Source organism: Salipaludibacillus agaradhaerens, from assembly GCF_002019735.1.
Taxonomy (GTDB): domain Bacteria; phylum Bacillota; class Bacilli; order Bacillales; family Salisediminibacteriaceae; genus Salipaludibacillus; species Salipaludibacillus agaradhaerens.
Genome location: NZ_KV917378.1, coordinates 571183 through 588638, shown reverse-complemented (window position 1 = coordinate 588638; position 17456 = coordinate 571183). Strand labels below are relative to the sequence as shown.

Annotated in this window: 17 protein-coding genes; 8 read left to right on the top strand and 9 right to left on the bottom strand. The window is 38.5% G+C overall.

The genetic code is table 11. The features are described 5' to 3' along the window. Nucleotides 1-20 precede the first annotated feature (20 nt). The 7 genes from BK581_RS02705 to BK581_RS02675 all read left to right on the top strand — a co-directional run bounded on the left by BK581_RS02705 (nucleotide 21) and on the right by BK581_RS02675 (nucleotide 8268). On the top strand, nucleotides 21-1265 hold the full coding sequence (locus BK581_RS02705) for a glutamate-5-semialdehyde dehydrogenase (RefSeq protein WP_245828859.1): 1245 nt from the start codon (nucleotides 21-23) through the stop codon (nucleotides 1263-1265). A gap of 632 nt (nucleotides 1266-1897) precedes the next feature. Further along, on the top strand, nucleotides 1898-3745 hold the full coding sequence (typA, locus tag BK581_RS02700) for a translational GTPase TypA (RefSeq protein ID WP_078576711.1): 1848 nt from the start codon (nucleotides 1898-1900) through the stop codon (nucleotides 3743-3745). 321 nt (nucleotides 3746-4066) lie between these two features. Further along, the gene (gene ectA / locus BK581_RS02695; RefSeq protein WP_078576710.1) at nucleotides 4067-4576 is read left to right on the top strand and encodes a diaminobutyrate acetyltransferase; all 510 of its coding nucleotides are present in this window, start codon (nucleotides 4067-4069) and stop codon (nucleotides 4574-4576) included. 51 nt (nucleotides 4577-4627) lie between these two features. After that, nucleotides 4628-5929, top strand: coding sequence for a diaminobutyrate--2-oxoglutarate transaminase (gene ectB, locus BK581_RS02690; RefSeq protein ID WP_078576709.1), 1302 nt, complete (start codon nucleotides 4628-4630; stop codon nucleotides 5927-5929). Between the two features lie 31 nt (nucleotides 5930-5960). After that, on the top strand, nucleotides 5961-6350 hold the full coding sequence (locus BK581_RS02685) for an ectoine synthase (RefSeq protein WP_078576708.1): 390 nt from the start codon (nucleotides 5961-5963) through the stop codon (nucleotides 6348-6350). Between the two features lie 160 nt (nucleotides 6351-6510). Beyond that, complete coding sequence (locus BK581_RS02680) at nucleotides 6511-7575, top strand: AbrB family transcriptional regulator (protein ID WP_078576707.1); 1065 nt, start codon at nucleotides 6511-6513, stop codon at nucleotides 7573-7575. 291 nt (nucleotides 7576-7866) lie between these two features. Further along, entirely contained in the window at nucleotides 7867-8268 is a 402-nt protein-coding gene (locus BK581_RS02675; RefSeq protein ID WP_078576706.1) for a thiol-disulfide oxidoreductase DCC family protein, read from the top strand. Here BK581_RS02675 and BK581_RS20510 read toward each other — a convergent pair. The 5 genes from BK581_RS20510 to BK581_RS02655 all read right to left on the bottom strand — a co-directional run bounded on the left by BK581_RS20510 (nucleotide 8265) and on the right by BK581_RS02655 (nucleotide 11208). After that, nucleotides 8265-8594, bottom strand: a complete 330-nt coding sequence (locus tag BK581_RS20510; protein ID WP_322788411.1) for an ABC transporter substrate-binding protein — start codon at nucleotides 8592-8594, stop codon at nucleotides 8265-8267. The genes BK581_RS02675 and BK581_RS20510 overlap by 4 nt on opposite strands. Next, the gene (locus tag BK581_RS20505) at nucleotides 8595-9086 is read right to left on the bottom strand and encodes an ABC transporter substrate-binding protein (RefSeq protein WP_322788410.1); all 492 of its coding nucleotides are present in this window, start codon (nucleotides 9084-9086) and stop codon (nucleotides 8595-8597) included. 246 nt (nucleotides 9087-9332) lie between these two features. Further along, nucleotides 9333-10217 (bottom strand): 5'-3' exonuclease, encoded by an 885-nt coding sequence (locus BK581_RS02665; protein ID WP_078576705.1) that lies wholly within the window; start codon nucleotides 10215-10217, stop codon nucleotides 9333-9335. A 17-nt stretch (nucleotides 10218-10234) separates the two neighbouring features. Next, nucleotides 10235-10735, bottom strand: a complete 501-nt coding sequence (locus BK581_RS02660; protein ID WP_078576704.1) for a DNA-deoxyinosine glycosylase — start codon at nucleotides 10733-10735, stop codon at nucleotides 10235-10237. Beyond that, nucleotides 10732-11208: a DUF6884 domain-containing protein gene (locus BK581_RS02655; protein ID WP_078576703.1), complete on the bottom strand. Its 477-nt coding sequence runs from the start codon at nucleotides 11206-11208 to the stop codon at nucleotides 10732-10734. Before BK581_RS02655 ends, BK581_RS02660 begins: the two co-directional genes overlap by 4 nt. A 372-nt stretch (nucleotides 11209-11580) precedes the next feature. On the opposite strand from BK581_RS02655, the gene BK581_RS02650 reads away from it, so the two are divergent. Beyond that, entirely contained in the window at nucleotides 11581-12141 is a 561-nt protein-coding gene (locus tag BK581_RS02650; protein WP_078576702.1) for a GNAT family N-acetyltransferase, read from the top strand. 64 nt (nucleotides 12142-12205) lie between these two features. On the opposite strand, the gene BK581_RS02645 is transcribed toward BK581_RS02650, so the two are convergent. From BK581_RS02645 to argF, 4 genes are all read right to left on the bottom strand, one after another. Then, a complete protein-coding gene (locus tag BK581_RS02645) occupies nucleotides 12206-13282 on the bottom strand; it encodes a branched-chain amino acid aminotransferase (RefSeq protein WP_078576701.1) in 1077 nt (358 codons plus the stop codon). A gap of 278 nt (nucleotides 13283-13560) precedes the next feature. Beyond that, complete coding sequence (gene argH / locus BK581_RS02640) at nucleotides 13561-14934, bottom strand: argininosuccinate lyase (RefSeq protein WP_078576700.1); 1374 nt, start codon at nucleotides 14932-14934, stop codon at nucleotides 13561-13563. 256 nt (nucleotides 14935-15190) lie between these two features. Further along, nucleotides 15191-16414, bottom strand: a complete 1224-nt coding sequence (locus BK581_RS02635) for an argininosuccinate synthase (protein ID WP_078576699.1) — start codon at nucleotides 16412-16414, stop codon at nucleotides 15191-15193. A 72-nt stretch (nucleotides 16415-16486) separates the two neighbouring features. Further along, a complete protein-coding gene (argF, locus tag BK581_RS02630; RefSeq protein WP_078579829.1) occupies nucleotides 16487-17455 on the bottom strand; it encodes an ornithine carbamoyltransferase in 969 nt (322 codons plus the stop codon). Between the last annotated feature and the right edge of the window lies 1 nt (nucleotide 17456).

Sequence of the window (17456 nt, the reverse complement as noted above, 5' to 3'; positions counted from 1 at the left end):
ATATGGAGAGGAGCACTATCATGAATGAAGTAGTTGAAAAAGCCGAAAAAGCGAGAGAAATATCTTTTGACTTGGCAGGTATGTCGACTGAGAAAAAGAATGTAGCATTACAAGAGATAGCAGATCGGATTTGGGAAAAACGAGATCACATTTTACAAAAAAATTCAGAAGATGTGGCAAACGCCAAGAAAAGTGGTCAACCTTCTGCTATTATCGATCGTTTAACCCTAACAGAAAAAAGATTAGCAGGCATGGTAGACGCTATTCGTTTATTAATGAAGTTAGAAGATCCAGTAGGGAATGTTCTTTCAGAAACAACGCGACCTAACGGTTTGCAAATTAAAAAGATAGCTGTCCCACTAGGCGTCATTGCGATGATTTATGAAGCAAGACCGAATGTCACCATTGACGCTGCAGCGTTGTCTATTAAAACAGGTAACGCCATTTTACTAAGAGGAAGCACCTCCACTATTCATTCAAATAAAGCGATAGTGTTAGTCATTCAAGAAGCACTTGTCGAGGCCGGGCTTCCGGAAAAAACTGTGCAACTTATTGAAAACCCAGATAGATCAGTATTATCAAGCCTTTATACGATGAAGCACCTTATCGATGTCATTATTCCTCGCGGAGGTAAAAAGCTCATTGAAACAGTTGTAGAAAATGCCCGTATTCCTGTCTTAGAAACAGGAGCCGGAAATTGTCACGTGTATATTGATGAAAGTGCGGATAAGACAATGGCTGTTTCAATCGTAGTTAATGCAAAAACGCAACGACCTTCTGTCTGTAATGCGTGTGAGACAGTCCTTATTCATGAAAACTGGGCTAAGAGGCACCTTCCAGCACTCGTCAAAGAATTAAAAATGAATGATGTCACCTTACGGGGGGATCATGTCGCTCAACAATTATCTCCAGAGATTGGTCAAGCAACAGAACAAGATTGGGCAGATGAATTCCTTGATTTAACGTTAGCTGTTAAAATTGTTCCGAACATTCATGAAGCCCTTGATCATATTGAGATTTATGGGACAAAGCACTCAGAAGCGATTATTTCCGAGACAAAAGAAAATGTGGCTCTCTTTTTCAATAAAATTGATGCTTCTACTGTTTATCATAACGCCTCTACACGGTTTACAGATGGGTTTGAATTTGGTTTTGGTGCAGAAATAGGAATTAGCACACAAAAGCTGCATGTACGGGGACCAATGGGACTTGAAGCATTAACAACAACGAAATACCATGTATATGGTGAAGGACAAACAAAATAAAAATAAAGCCATCCATCATTTTTACCGTCCATTATTATTTTGGATGGTTTTTTATTTAGTTAGACATTAATCTCTTCTCCTCCCCTATTCCCCATTTAAAAAACACTTTGGAATTTTACACCACAAATTTGTATGATAATACTTGCAATTAGTTGTTCATTTTCAAAGTAATAAACTATTCTTCGTATACAGTTCTTTTATTTTTCGTATAGTAACAATCACAGGGATATTTATGCGTCATTCACTGGATATACTTTTAATTGGGATTTATAGTTTTAATTTTAAATAAGTAATTGAATCGATTTGATAAATCGTGGTTGTATCGTTATTTCCTAACGATATTTGCATGACTGATGAACGCTTTCCGTGGGGCTCATCCTCAACTCACCCTGCCTTTGCAAAGCTCAGTCAGAATGTTTTCAGAGGTCGATTCCTCTCACAGGAGTCGTCGTCATATATGTCAGTCACTTTTTATCATCCGCATAATCATGTTATTGTTGTAAAAACATCTTAATGAAATCGATTCAATTAGTAAAATAAACATAATAACATACAATTTTAATGAACTGGTTGCTTTTTTATGATATTATAGTATAGTTGAACAATTTTAAGTTAGACAGGAGCGTTTTATAATGACTATACGGTCAGACATAAGAAATATTGCAATTATCGCCCACGTAGACCATGGAAAAACAACACTCGTTGATGAACTGTTAAAACAATCAGGAACTTTCAGAGAAAATGAACAAGTGAACGAACGAGCCATGGACAATAATGATATTGAAAAGGAACGAGGTATCACTATTTTAGCGAAAAACACAGCCGTTGATTATGAAGGTGTTCGCGTTAATATTCTTGATACCCCTGGCCACGCAGACTTCGGTGGCGAAGTAGAACGGATTTTAAAAATGGTGGACGGCGTTTTACTAGTCGTAGATGCATTTGAAGGCTGTATGCCGCAAACACGATTCGTCCTTAAAAAAGCGTTGGAACAAAAATTAACACCTGTTCTTGTCGTAAACAAGATTGACCGTCCGATGGCCCGTCCAGAAGAAGTTGTGGATGAAGTCCTTGACCTCTTCATAGAATTAGGAGCGGATGAAGAACAATTAGAGTTCCCTGTCGTGTATGCTTCTGCTATTAACGGCACAGCTAGCGCTGATTCTGATCCTACAAAACAAGACGATAACATGCGCGTACTCTTTAACACGGTGATCGAAACAGTCCCTGCACCTATTGATAACTCACAAGAACCGTTTCAATTCCAGGTGACGATGCTTGATTATAATGACTACCTAGGAAGAATTGGTGTTGGTCGTGTATTTAGAGGGACCATTCGAAAAGGTGATCAAGCTTCCCTTGTGAAACGTGATGGTTCAATCAAAACGTTCAGAATATCAAAACTTTTCGGATTTCTTGGATTAAAACGACTTGAAATTGATGAAGCTAAAGCAGGCGATTTAATTGCCATTGCTGGTATTGAGGATATTATGGTTGGAGAAACTATCTGTCCTTCTGATAATCCTGACCCAATGGAACTCGTACGTATTGATGAACCTACTTTGCAAATGACTTTCCTTGTAAACAACAGTCCGTTTGCAGGTCGTGAAGGTGATCATGTCACTAGTCGTAAAATTGAAGCTCGGTTATTAACACAAGTTGAAACGGATGTAAGTCTCAGAGTGGAAAATACAAGCTCTCCAGACATTTGGACCGTATCAGGTCGTGGTGAACTTCACCTCTCCATCCTCATCGAAAACTTACGACGAGAAGGCTATGAACTACAAGTGTCCAAGCCTGAAGTTATTATTCGTGAGGTAGATGGTAAGCCATGTGAACCATTTGAAAACGCTCAAGTGGACGTACCTGAAGAATATACAGGTGCGGTAATGGAATCGCTTGGGGAACGTAAAGCCGAACTATTAAATATGGTGAATAAAGGTGACGGTCAAGTAAGAATGGACTTCTTAGTGCCATCAAGAGGCTTGATTGGTTATACGACTGAATTTATGGCTCAAACAAAAGGTTATGGTATTCTAAATCATACATTTGACAGCTATCAGCCTGTAGCGCAAGGCTATGTGGGCGGACGGCGTCAAGGTGTTCTAGTTTCAATGGAAAATGGTAAAGCGACGCCTTATGGCATGCTCCAAGTAGAAGATCGCGGTATCCTTTTTGTTGAAGCTGGTACTGAAATTTATGAAGGTATGATTGTCGGTGAACATAATCGAGATAATGACCTGACTGTTAACATTACAAAAATGAAACAACAGACGAATATTCGTTCTGCAACGAAAGAACAGACGGTTACCATGAAAAAACCACGTCTTTTAACGCTAGAAGAAGCGTTAGAATTTTTAAACGAAGACGAATATTGTGAAGTCACCCCTCACTCTATCCGATTACGTAAAAAAATTCTTGATAAAAGTATGCGTGAACGTGAAGAGAAAAGAAAGAAACTTTCTGCTAAAAACAATTAATATACTCTAAATGTACGCCTTAGAAGAGATCTTGCTGGAAACAGCGAGGTCTCTTTTCTATATGCTTCTAATATCGTCAATTTACAAAAAACCTACATTCAAATCTGCTGTAATTCTAACAATACAAGAGCAATAAATAAGCTGAACGGTCTGAGGAGCACTAAGCTATACAGACACACATATATACGTACTCATCGAGATTAACCATGTTTGATAATTTAACACGAACTACCTATCATTAATAATGTTGACTGGTTGAGATGAAACGTGTTGAGTGGAACAACAACTCAATACAATTTAAAACAAAGGTGGAATGTCACGATGAGCAAAAGCACAACGGCAGTAATTGAAACATTTTCGTTAGAGCAGCCAACTAAAGAAGATGGGCAGGCTATGTGGGCATTAGCCAAAAACACCACTCTCGATTTGAACTCCGCTTATAAGTACATTATGATGGCCGAGTACTTCTCTGAGACATGTGTGGTTGCTAAAGAACGAGGTGAAGTCGTTGGTTTCATCACAGGTTTTATTCAACCTGAACACCAAGACGTGATTTTTATCTGGCAGGTTGGTGTGGATTCATCTCAACGCGGAAAAGGGGTTGCCTCAAAAATGTTAAATGACTTACTTGAGCGTAAAGCATGTAAAAATGTTCGTTACGTTGAGGCGACAATCACTGAAGAGAACAAAGCCTCTCAGTCTTTATTTAAACGACTGGCACGAGATCACGATACAGCTTATGAAGTGAAAGAATGCTTTCCGGAAGAGATATTTCCTGAAGAAGGCCAAAAAGCTGAATATACGTATCGTATTGGACCTTTTTCCAAGTAAATGATCTGGCTAAACAAGTATGAATAAAAAAGACGGAGGGATTTGACGATTATGACTAAAAACCATTTAGAGATTATTGAAGAGCACGAATCTTGTGTAAGAAGTTATGTGAGAAGCTTTCCAACAGTTTTCACCCAAGCTAGAGGTTATAAGATGTGGAATGAAGACGGAAAAGAATATATTGACTTCTTTTCTGGAGCAGGCGCTCTAAACTACGGACATAATGAACCTAACATGAAGAAAAAATTAGTAGAATACATCCTTGATGATGGTATTACTCACTCTTTAGATAAAGCAACAGAAGCAAAAAGTGAGTTTCTTCACAAATTTCATGAGGTTATACTTCAACCAAGGAATCTTGATTACAAAGTCATGTTTCCTGGACCAACAGGAACGAATACGGTTGAAAGTGCCCTAAAGTTGGCAAGAAAAGTCACAGGTAGAACAGAAGTCATCAGTTTTACAAATGGCTTTCATGGCATGACGATTGGCGCTTTGTCAGTCACAGGTAATTCTATGAAACGAAAAGGCGCTGGTATCCCATTAAACCACTCCGTCACTATGCCATACGACCAGTTTGTTAACGAAAGTGATGAGATGGATACACTTGCCTACCTCGAGAGATTTTTAGATGATAACGGCAGTGGCGTCTCCATTCCTGCAGCCATTATCCTTGAAACCGTTCAAGGTGAAGGTGGTCTTAATGCAGCGCGCTTTGAATGGCTAAATAAATTAGATGCTATATGCAAAAAATGGGGTATTCTTCTCATTATTGACGACGTGCAAGCTGGTGTTGGCCGGACAGGAACATTCTTTTCGTTTGAACCTGCGGATATTAAACCTGATATAGTTTGCTTATCTAAATCTATTGGTGGCTATGGTCTCCCCCTTGCATTAACATTAATAAATCCTGAATTAGATAAGTGGAAGCCTGGTGAACATAACGGGACATTCCGTGGTAATAATCATGCTTTTATTACTGCCACAGAGGCTTTAAGTTATTGGGAAGATCCGAAATTTGAAAAGAGTATTCAAGATAAAGCAGTTAAAATCACAGATTTCCTCACTAACATGGTAGAAAAATATCCTGAGATGAAAGGGTTCGTTAAAGGAAGAGGCTTTATGCAAGGAATCTCTTCTGACATTGATGGCTTTAGTGAAAAAGTTTGCGAGAATGCTTTTAATCATGGGCTAATTATGGAAACAGCAGGTGGACATGATCAAGTATTTAAATTATTCCCTGCTATTAACATTGACGAAGAAGGATTAGAAAAAGGTTTTGAACTCATTGAACGAAGCATAAAAGATACCATTAAACAAATGAAACTTGAAAAAGAAACAGTCACCAATTAATAATCAACTGTACACACAAGGAGGAACATCCATGAAAGTTGTTAAACTAGAAGATATTATTGGAACAGATCAAGAAATTAAAGGTGGTAACTGGACGAGTCGTCGACTTATTCTAAAAAAAGATAATATGGGCTATTCAGTTCATGATACGATCATTAAAGCTGGAACTGAAACGCACATTTGGTACAAAAATCACCTCGAAGCTGTTTATTGTATTGAGGGTGACGGTGAAGTGGAAACATTGTCTGACAATAAAATCCACCCTATTTCAGCCAATACACTCTATGCCTTAGATGAACATGATGAACACTTACTTCGTGCAAATACCGATATGAGAATGGTCTGTGTATTTAACCCACCTATTACAGGTCAAGAAGTTCATAACGAAGAAGGCGTTTATGAACTAGTTGAAGAAGATTAAATGATCTGCCACACTGCTTAAAATGTCTAACACTTCCCTGTTGCATCTTGTATGCAGCAGGGTTTTCTCTGTAATACTACCTTATTATCCATCATCCCCCACCTCTCTCCTCTTTTCTCATGTTACAATAAAGATTAGACTTATTTGGAGATGAAATACAATGAGTTATCAAATAAAACCGTTTATTGAAGCGATCGTTATTTCAGTGATAGGTGGAGGGCTTTTTCACGTCGTGTCTCTACCACTTGCTTGGATGCTAGGCCCGCTCACTAGTGTCATGTTATGGGAAGGACTGACTACAAGGACGTTAGTTTGGCCGGATTTCCTAAAAAAATTGGGCCTTATTATTCTAGGAATATCATTTGGATTTTATTTTACGTTTGAATCGTTAAAAATAGTTGGACCCTTTATTATTCCGTACTTACTCATTACAGTTATACTCATTCTTATAAGTATTTTTAATAGTGCATTCATAACAAAATGGATTAACATTGATAAAAAAACGAGTGTTTTCGGTTCAATTCCTGGTGGACTAGCGGAAATGGTTGTAGCAAGTGAAGATGTTAAAGCAAATTCAGCTTTGGTCATGGTTTTTCAAACAATTCGTTTACTAGTCGTTTTATTCACTGTTCCATTTATTATTACCCAATTTTTCCCCCATGACAGCAATGCCATATCAGCAGTAATGACGATTCCTGACACAAACATATTATCGCTACATGGATTATGGCTCATATTACCGATTTTGTTAGGTATCAAATACCAGCACTCTTTGCCTGCGGGAATAATGATTATCCCGTTAGCTGTAACGGCTACTATAAGTATCAGCTCAATTAATATTCCTTCTATTCCTCCCCTGATTTTTCTAATCGCCCAGCTATTCGTAGGGGCTTCTCTTGGCAAGAGTATTTCGTTAACAGATATTAAACTTGCAAAAAAATACGCCATTATTTACATAGGGCTTGCTTGCTGGTTAATAGTTTTATCGGTTGGTTTTGGCATATTACTTGAATCAATGACAACAATGGATTTACAGACAGCGATATTGAGCACAGCACCAGGAGGATTAGTGGAAATGGTATTAACAGCCTCAATCGTAGGCGCCGATCCAGCAATTGTGACGTCGTTACAGTTAATGCGTGTTATGGTTATTGTTTTAGTTGCTCCAAGTGCGTTAAAATGGTATTTTTCTCGAAAAATAAACGATAGCAATAAAATTGCTTAAACGTTTTACAAAAACGGTTATATTATCTTTACTTATTAATTCGCTAACACAATACTTAACACTTCTTTTCTCAATTAGAACTCCAAAAGTGACTAGCCCTATCTAATTATGCTCTTTTTCATTTATAAAACAGAAAAATGTATCACAATTAAATTTTCAATAGGAACAATGATAAATCAGCTATCTCACATTAGCGTAAGATCACTGTGTAAGTCGTTTCCTACACGTGTATTTTGTATGTGAAAATTAGTTTAATCATAAACTTTGAAAAAAAGAAAAGGAGTTGATCAAATGGAAAAAAGAGATATTATCTTGTTTGATGGGGTTTGTCATTTGTGCCAATCAAGCGTTCAATTTATTATAAAACGCGATCCGCAAAATCACTTCGCCTTTGCTTCATTACAAAGTGAAATCGCCAAAAATTTGATCGAACAAAAGGAGATAACTGAGGAGTCTAACAGCGTTGTCCTAATTAAAACAAACGGAAAATCATATAAAAATTCATCGGCCGCCCTTCGAATTGCAAAAGAGTTAAAAGGAGTATGGAAACTAGCAGCCATTCTCCTTATTATCCCCGTTTTTATTCGCGATCCTATCTACCGCTTTATTGCTCGTCACAGATACACGTGGTTTGGAAAATCTGAAAAATGCATGATGCCGACGCCTTCACAGCGCCGGCGCTTTCTAGACTAATCGGTAAACATCGGGTCTACGCCTTCGACAAACGTAGGATAAATATGAGGGTGTAGAATGTTCGCTATTTGCATAAGCCCAATTAATAATCGTGGTGAAGGCCGACAAAAGAATGGTTCATCAAGGATATAGACATTGTTTGATGTGGGAGCTTTTAACGATTGCCAATCAGGCCGCTTCTCCAACACTTTACGATTAACTTTTTCTTTATGAACGCCGACCCATATAATAGCCATCACGTCCGGATTACGCTTATACACGTCTTCCCATGTCGTTTTTACACTAGATTGAGGGTTGTCAGCAAATATATTGATCCCTCCTGCCAATTAAGACATTTCGGTTAGCCAATTAGAGTGACCTGGAGTAAAAATAGGCTTAGCCCACCACTCCCAGTAGATCGTTTTCTTTTCTTCCACGGAATTACTCAAACCTTTATAGTAATTAATCCAATAATTAAATGTCTTGTGAGCTTTTAAACTTTTCTCCTTATAGCCTGTTTTTTCACCGATCCATATTAACTGACTGCTAATATCAGATAATGTCTTAGGCGTAGGAACGATCACATATGGAAGGCCTCTCTTTTTCAACTCTTTAATATTTTTTTCCATTCCAGGAACCGTCTCAGAGGCTAACACGAGATCTGGATTTAATGCTTCTACCTTATCCATATTTATATTCAGGTCTGGGCCCACTCTCTCTAGATTCGTCAATTTATCTGAAGGCCAGTCCGAATAATTATCGACACCGACGAGGTGATCAACTAAACCCGCATAGGTAGCAAGTTCTGTATTACTCGGGCAAATAGATACTAAACGCATGAAGCGTCCTCCCTTTTTATAGCATTAATTAAGTGATTGACGGTCAGAATGATGATCCTTTCCAATTTCACTTCTTAAGTAATGAGCGCCTTTCTGCTTGTGGCACACATTGAAAGCACACAAAGAGCTCATTTCCATGATCGTTATAATAACTTGTTGGCTTCATTGTTTTTCGCCCACAAAAAGTACACCTTTTTGCCCGCCTGAATAGGTTAAACACTAATCACCCTTCTTTCTCTCTCATGATCATCTTATTTTTACTTTAATTCCTTTAGCAGCCATTGCGTGTAACGCATTCGCTTCATCCCATGAAAATTCAAGTTCAGAATGGTTCACCGCCGTGACGGCTTCAATATCTGTGATAATTTGCGAAAGTTCGTAACTGATCCACGTCGTTTCTTCTCCTTCACGAAGTTTTTTCTTATAACGATTAAAAGTAGGATCCAATGAATCGACATTTTTAAACACTTGTTTAAGATCGCCATACTGACGGATAAGGGGTAACGCAGATTTTTCACCTACACCGGGACAACCTGGAATATTGTCACTGGCATCTCCTAGCAACGCTTTTACATCAACCCATTGAGTAGGTGTAATATCGTACTCTGCTTGAAATGCTTCATCACTATAGACAATTTCCTGCTTTTTTTTAGACAAAATCTGAGCGGTCGTAGGGTTGAGCAGTTGAAATAAATCTCTATCGTTACTATAAATATACGTTTGTCCAAAGCCACTTTCTGCCCACAATGTCGAAAAAGCACCGATGATATCATCCGCCTCATAACCGCCTACGGCTAGTTGATGTACGTTTAAATTGTCTAGCAACTCTTTTGTTAAGTGGTACTGTTCGATCAGTGGCTCCGGTAAATCTTGTCGTTGCGCCTTATAAAACGCGTACTGTTGATTACGTGACGTATCCTGACGTTTCCCATCCCATGCGACAGAAATATGTGTAATCGGGTATTGTCGCGTTAATTGAAATAATTTTTGAAAGAAAACACGCACAGCATTAATGTACTGACCTTGATCATTTTTAGACAATTGCTCATCAGATTTTCCGTACGCAGTTGCAAAATAGCCCCTACTTAATAAATTGAATCCGTCAATTAATAACAATGTTTTATCACTCATGATGTACTCCTTTAAAATTATAAGTAATGACTTATTTCTCGCCAAGCCTCTACCTTCTCTTCATAGGACTTCACATTTTTACCTGGAACAGGACTAGTAGATGGTAGCTTCGTAAACGGTAACTCTGGGATATCAACCTTTTTCTTATATTTTAGAAACGACTGGTAGGCTTTGGTCCCGTTTAATCCAATCCAACGGATCGTTGGGTATTGCTGCAACAATCCTTTAATATCATTTGCTTTTTCATGACGAATAGCTGAATCGAGACTCCCTTCTCGTTCACAGCTGGCAATCACATCCCATAACGCAATACCATGTCCAATAAGTTGTTGACATTTATACTGATATGAAGGCGTTGTAAGATCGACATTGAGAAGGTCACTTATGATTGGCCAAAAATGATTTCTCTTGTTCCCATAGTACTGTTGTTTTATGAGAGACTGCTCCCCAGGCATGGAACCAAGCAAAAGAATTTTTGCTCCAGAAGCGACGATTGGTTGCATCGATTGGCGTTTCATCGGTTTTTTATCTTCTTTCCATGAAGAGGTTCATTTGTTTCTAGAGCATGCTTTAATGCTTGTTGCATAAATCCAATTCCCTGATAATCTAATAAAGGAAACTCTACGTTGTTCTCATCGTTCATAACGTGATTAATGACTGGTACATATTTTTTTCCTGTTAAAACGATATAGTGATCATAATTGTGTAATCTTTTATTTTCAAATTGTTTTTTTAACGTTTCTGTGGAGATAACTTCGGAAGATTTCATGGAGAAACTGACATTGTATGGCCCAGGAACATGATCTTCTGCAAAAAGAAAGCCGTGTTTAGCAGATAAAATAACGTATTGGGTAAAAAATCTCTCTGCATAAGCTCTACAGAGGCGATGAAACGTGCTAATATAGGCATCAGAAGCTGGTACTGCCTCTAAGTTAGGATGTTTGCTCCAAATCTTTTTGTTACCACATGGAATAATACACAATTCGCTCATATTTTACGCTCCTTATCTACATTTACTCTACTATCCTATCACATATTAGCTTCGTTCACTTAACAGAAAGCATTTTCATTAATTTATCACAGTTAACATCCGTAAACCTCCCGGGCAATTTGAAGCGGGAGGTTTACGGACGCTAATGTCCTGATTGAAGATTCATTTATATTTATTGAGTTTTAGTCGACATCATCCCTTAAATTTTTAAACGAACGTTTAAATTGTCGATTAATATCACTAATTTCCTCACACAATAGCCAGAATAGTTGTTATAATAAATGCAAATTTATGTATGAACCACGTATTTATACAGCACTATCAAATTTCTAGGTAGTATTAGACCACAGTGTTAAGAAAGGAGGAAAACATATGGTGAGTATTAAAGAGATTTATACAGATTTACCTACTTTAACTACTGATCGACTTAAGTTAAGAAAGATAACGGAAGAGGATGCGGAGGATATGTTTTATTATACATCAGATGAGGAAGTCAGTCGATATGTAACATGGGACACCCATCCTTCATTGAAAGAGACGAAAGCATTCATTGATCACATACTCATAAAATATGAAAACAATGAGTTAGCACCTTGGGGCATCGTGCTAAAAGAGACAAACAAATTAATTGGAACGATAGATTTTGTCACTTGGACACCTGCACATCGCGTTGCGGAAATTGGCTATGCTCTATCCCGTAAGTACTGGGGAGATGGTATCATGACAGAAGCTATGAAAGCTGTTGTGAAATTTGGTTTTCAGTCCATGGACCTTATGCGGATTGAAGCCAAATGTTTTGACACTAATCGGGGGTCAGCACGTGTCATGGAAAAGGTCGGGATGCGCTATGAGGGAACGATGCGTCAAGCGATGATTGTAAAAGGTAAGCCTAGAAACTTATTGCTGTATGCTATTTTAAAAGATGATAGATAATATGGTGTTATTAATTAGTAAATCATGCATCTCCAGCGCTAATGCCAGGAGATGCATGATTGTTTTAAACCTTTATTTTCACTGTCCACCCATAAGGATCAGGCAGTTTGCCCGTTTGAACCCCAGTTAATGTTGTATAAAGGGATTTCGTAAGGTCACCAGTTTGTCTGCCGTTAATGATCATGACCTCTTCGCCCCAACTTAGTTCACCGATCGGTGAGATGACCGCAGCCGTACCAGCGCCAAATGCTTCCTCTAACGTTCCTTCTTTATACGCTTCATGGATCTCAGATACAGAAATTTTTCGTTCAACGACGTCAATATTCCAATCGTGTAAAAGTTCGATAATCGATTTTCTAGTGACTCCGGCTAAAATACTATCATTTAATTCAGGCGTTACCACTTGCCCGTTTATTTTAAAGAAAACATTCATACTACCAACTTCTTCAATATACTCTTTTTCAACGCCGTCTAACCACATTACTTGAGCATGCCCTTGCTCTGCTGCTTTCGCTTGAGCTATATAACCAGCAGAATAGTTGCCACCTGTTTTAGCAGTCCCTGTACCTCCTCGAACAGCACGGGTGTAGTCATGCTCGATTTGAATGCTCACAGGATGAATCCCTTCTGGATAATAAGAACCTACAGGGGATAAGATTATAATAAATTTATAGGAATGAGCTGGCGCTACAGACAAGCTTGATTCCGTAGCAAAAATAAACGGTCTTATGTATAATGACGTCCCATCCGCTGATGGAATCCAGTCTTTTTCTAATGTTAAAAGTTGTTTTAAATAATCTAAAACAAGTTCTTCGTTAATTAAAGGAATACTTAATCTTTGATTTGATCGATTCATTCGTTTAAAGTTTTCCTGTGGACGGAAGAGTTGAATATGCCCCTCAGGATCTAAATAAGCCTTTAACCCTTCAAAAACTGATTGACTATAATGAAAAATCATCGCAGCAGGATCTAATTCAATCGGTGCATACGGTTCAATTTTAGGGTTAAACCAGCCTTTTTCCCTTGTGTATTCCATTGTGAACATATGGTCGGTAAAGATTTTACCGAAAGATAAATTCTCTGGATCTGGTTTCGCCTTCTTTTCTTTTGCTTCAACAATATCTACTTTCGCTTCGATCACATTCAACACACCTTTCGTTAAAGTTGTCCATGACTATCAGGTGGAGGGTGTTCTATCCAAAGATAACGAACGGAATACACCACGTTGCTTCCCCGCTTTAATCAGTGAATGTGTTTTATTCTAACACAATTAGCGAATTTGAAAAGACTTATTTTCTGAATAATGTTGCAATCATAAGACGCTCTTCAATCAGGACATTATCTCCCGCCTAAATAGAGCTAGCTCTCCTCTCTATTTTGAGACGGGAGTTTTACGGACGCTCATCTGAAAATAACAATTTACTGAAGGGCTTGACGGGCAAGATCTAATTGATTCCTTACTTCGTCTTGGGAGGTGCCTCCATAGCTTCGCCGACTTGCTACTACTTGTTCAGGGGCAAGGACCTCGTAAATATCTTTCTCAAACAATTCACTAAATTGATAGTATTCTTCGAGGGTCAAGTCAAGCAAGTATTTGTTATGATCAATACCATATAATACTATTTTTCCAATCACTTCATGCGCTTGCCTAAATGGCAATCCTTTTTTAACAAGGTAGTCAGCAATATCTGTTGCATTAGAATAATCTTCAGAGACTGCTTTTTTCATGTTACCTGCTTTGACGACCATCGTATCAATCATTGGAGCAAGCATACCTAAGGACCCCTCTAATGTTTCAACAGTATCAAACATACCTTCTTTGTCTTCCTGCATGTCTTTGTTGTATGCGAGTGGAAGTCCTTTTAAAACAGTTAAAAGACCCATGAGATTTCCGTAAACTCGCCCTGTTTTAGCTCGTAGAAGTTCTGGCACATCTGGGTTTTTCTTTTGTGGCATAATGCTTGAACCTGTGCAAAACGAATCATCCAGTTCGATAAATTGAAATTCTTGGCTGCTCCAAATAACGAGTTCTTCTGATAAACGGGAAATATGCATCATTAAGATCGAGGCAGCAGACATAAATTCTAAAATAAAATCTCTATCACTAACTGCATCCATACTGTTTGGGTAAACATAATCAAACCCTAATTCATTAGCAACTTGCTGTCTGTCCAATGGAAACGTTGTCCCTGCAAGTGCCCCTGCTCCTAATGGTGACCCGTTTACTCGTTTTAAGCTATCAATGAGACGTTCTTTATCACGTTGAAGCATCCAAAAATAAGCGAGCAAATGATGGGCAAAAGAGACCGGTTGGGCCCGCTGTAAATGGGTATAACCTGGTAAAATCGTATCCACGTGGTCTGTAGCTTGATTAATGACTGCTTGTTGGACATCTTTTACAAGACTGATAATAGTCTCTGTATGTTTTTTTAAATATAGATGCATATCAGTGGCCACTTGATCATTCCGACTTCGTCCAGTATGCAGTTTTCCACCCAGTGGGCCGATTTCATCAATGAGGAACTTTTCAATATTCATATGTATATCTTCGTTGGCCACTGAATACGTCAGTTCACCTTTTTTAATTTTTTCATGAACTGCTTTCAACCCATTTTCAATTTTCTCCCCTTCATCTTCCGAAATAATCCCTGTGGATGCTAGCATATGAACATGGGCAATACTTCCTTCTATATCTTCATCTGCCAATTTTTTATCAAAATGAATAGAAGCAGTTTGTTCTTCTACAAGTTTGTTCGTTTCTTTCGTAAATCTTCCGCCCCATAATTTGGACATAGAAAACGCCTCCTTATAACTATGACTCATTAATAAAGCTAAGCTTCAATCAGTGGGAGTTATCATTCCTCCCCACTGATTGTTAGTTTAACTTATCGGACCTTTAGGAGCAGTTTATCCCCCACCTAAACTTTTCGATCTTCTTAAGTTTTGAGGTGGTTTTTTTACTGCCCTTAAATAAAAGCATACATCACCGCAGGCTACTGTTAAAGTCCAGAGACCTGCGGTGAGTTCTTAGTTGCTTTTCAGTTTCAAACTATTTCTCAGCTTTCACAAGTTCAGGCTTTTTATTATTTACTTGCGAATACGTTTTTGTGGAAAGACCCCAAAGTTTAATGAAGCCGACGGCAGCGTTATGATCGAACGCATCACCTTTTGAATATGTGGCAAGCTCTTCATTGTATAAGCTGTTTTCAGAGTCACGCGCCACTACCATATGTGTCCCCTTCCAAAGCTTCACTTTTACTTTACCGTTCACGTTTTTCTGTGTCTCATTAATAAAGCTTTCAAGTGCTGTTCTTAAAGGAGAATACCATAAGCCATCATAGACGAGCTGTGTCATTTTTTGATCGATCTGTGTTTTGTATTGCGTTACTTCTTTTGGTAATGTTAAAAATTCCATTTCTTTATGAGCATTAATTAAGATTAGTGCGCCTGGATTTTCATACACTTCACGGGCTTTAATGCCGACCAGTCTGTTCTCAATATGATCAATACGACCAATACCATGCTTACCACCGAGCTCATTTAACTGCTGGATGATTGTGACTAATGGTAATGCCTGACCGTCCAGTGCCACAGGCTTACCTTCTTTGAATTCAATCTCTACATATTCAGGCGTATCAGGAGCGTCTGCAATTGATGCCGTCCAGTCAAACGCTTCCTCTGGTGCTTCTTTCCACGTATCTTCTAAGACACCTGCTTCACAAGCTCTACCCCAAATATTGGCATCAATAGAGTAAGGTTTCTCTAAATTTACAGGAACAGGGATATTCTTTTCTTTAGCATATGCAATTTCCTCGTCTCGATTCATTCCCCACTCTCGTACTGGCGCAATAACTTCAAGATCTGGATTTAATGCTTGAATCGATACTTCAAAACGAACTTGGTCGTTCCCTTTACCAGTACATCCATGAGCAACCGCAACTGCTCCTTCTTGTTCAGCTACTTCAACTAACAGTTTTGAAATTAAGGGACGTGAAAGAGCTGACGACAACGGATATTTGCCTTCGTATAAGCAATTAGATTTTAATGCAGGAAGCAAATATTCTTCTGCTAACAATTCTTTTGCATCAATGATAACCGCTTTATCTGCCCCAACACTCAATGCTTTTTCTTTAAGAGCTTCAAGATCTTTACCTTCACCTATTTCTAAACCAAGTGCGATAACATCGTAATCGTATTGTTCTTGCAACCATTTAATAGAAACGGAGGTATCAAGTCCTCCTGAATAAGCCAAAACGACTTTTCCTTTACTCATTGTAGATCTCTCCTCAGAAGTGGTATTTTTATCTATCCTAACGTATATTCATGCATATGTCTACAAAAAAATTCATTTTTTCATTATTTTTTTTAACAAGGCTTTTTGAGCATGTAATCGATTTTCCGCTTCATCAAATACGACGGAATGAGGTCCATCGATTATATCTGCTGTTACTTCTTCGCCACGGTGGGCTGGCAAACAGTGGAGAAAGATATAATCTTTTTTCGCATGGGCCGCTAATTCGTTATTCACTTGATAAGGTTGGAAGTGTTTCATTCTCTCCGATTCTTCTGCTTCCATCCCCATACTCGTCCATACATCCGTCACGAGGACATCTGCCTGTTGGGCTGCTTCTACTGGGTCATGAGTAAATGAAATCGTTGCCCCATTTTTCTCAGCAAGAAGTTGCGCATTTTTTAATATACCTTGGTTCGGTTCATATTGAGAAGGGCTCGCTACGGTCATAGACATGCCTGTCAAGGCTGCTCCTTCCAATAATGAGTGCGTCATGTTGTTGTTCCCATCCCCCACATAACAGAGCTTAAGACCTTTAAGACACCCTTTTTGCTCATATATTGTAAGTAAATCAGCAAGTACTTGCGTTGGATGATGAGGGTCTGTTAATCCATTAATAACAGGAACGGTGGCATAATGGGCAAATTCCTCAATTGTCTCATGTGAAAAAGTTCGTATCATTAAACCATCAACATAGCGAGAAAGTACTTTGGCAGTATCAGAGACCGTTTCTCCACGGCCAAGCTGAATATCTTTTGAGCTTAAAAATAGAGCATGCCCTCCTAATTGCATCATTCCTACTTCAAATGACACTCGCGTTCGTGTTGAGGACTTTTCAAAAATCATGCCTAATGTTTTCCCTTGTAGATGAGGGTGAGGAACTCCCGCCTTCAACTGTTGCTTGAGCAAGGCTGCTTCCTCAATTAAATTGATTATTTCATGACTAGATAAGTCAGCTATTTTTAAAAGATGTTTCGCTTGAAGTGTCCAATCAGTGTCTTTATTTTTCTGAATACTTTCCATT